The following is a 285-nucleotide window of genomic DNA, read 5'->3' as shown; positions in this document are numbered from 1 at the left end:
GTGACTGTCCTCCGTTCGCTGAATTTTCTCATGGAGTTCGTCAATGTATTGCTCTCGGTCTGTCACAAGCTCGCACAACTTTCGGTTGTGTTGCTCCACCTCCTTCAATTTTCCACTACCCAAAAGAGAACCAATCTTCGACACAAAGGCAGTCTTGGCTTCCGTCTTGGCTGCCTGTAGCTTCTCCGTGTTGATTTCACTCTTGGTCTGTTTGAGCAATCGCTCCGCTTCCTCCACATCGGATTGCAGCAGTTTCATGCAGTTTTGAAGTCTCTCCGTCTCTCG

At 49.1% G+C, this 285-nt stretch carries 1 protein-coding gene; it reads right to left on the bottom strand.

Annotation, left to right across the window (positions count from 1 at the left end):
- A partial coding sequence (locus tag ABS769_RS22555) for a hypothetical protein (protein WP_434801694.1) occupies positions 1–258 on the bottom strand: 258 nt, incomplete at its 3' end.
- Positions 259–285 lie beyond the last annotated feature (27 nt).

The sequence above is a fragment of the Xanthomonas hortorum genome, assembly GCF_040279205.1.
GTDB lineage: Bacteria > Pseudomonadota > Gammaproteobacteria > Xanthomonadales > Xanthomonadaceae > Xanthomonas > Xanthomonas hortorum_F.
The sequence above is the reverse complement of the archived record's forward strand: the minus strand, read 5'-3'. Positions and strand labels throughout refer to the sequence as shown.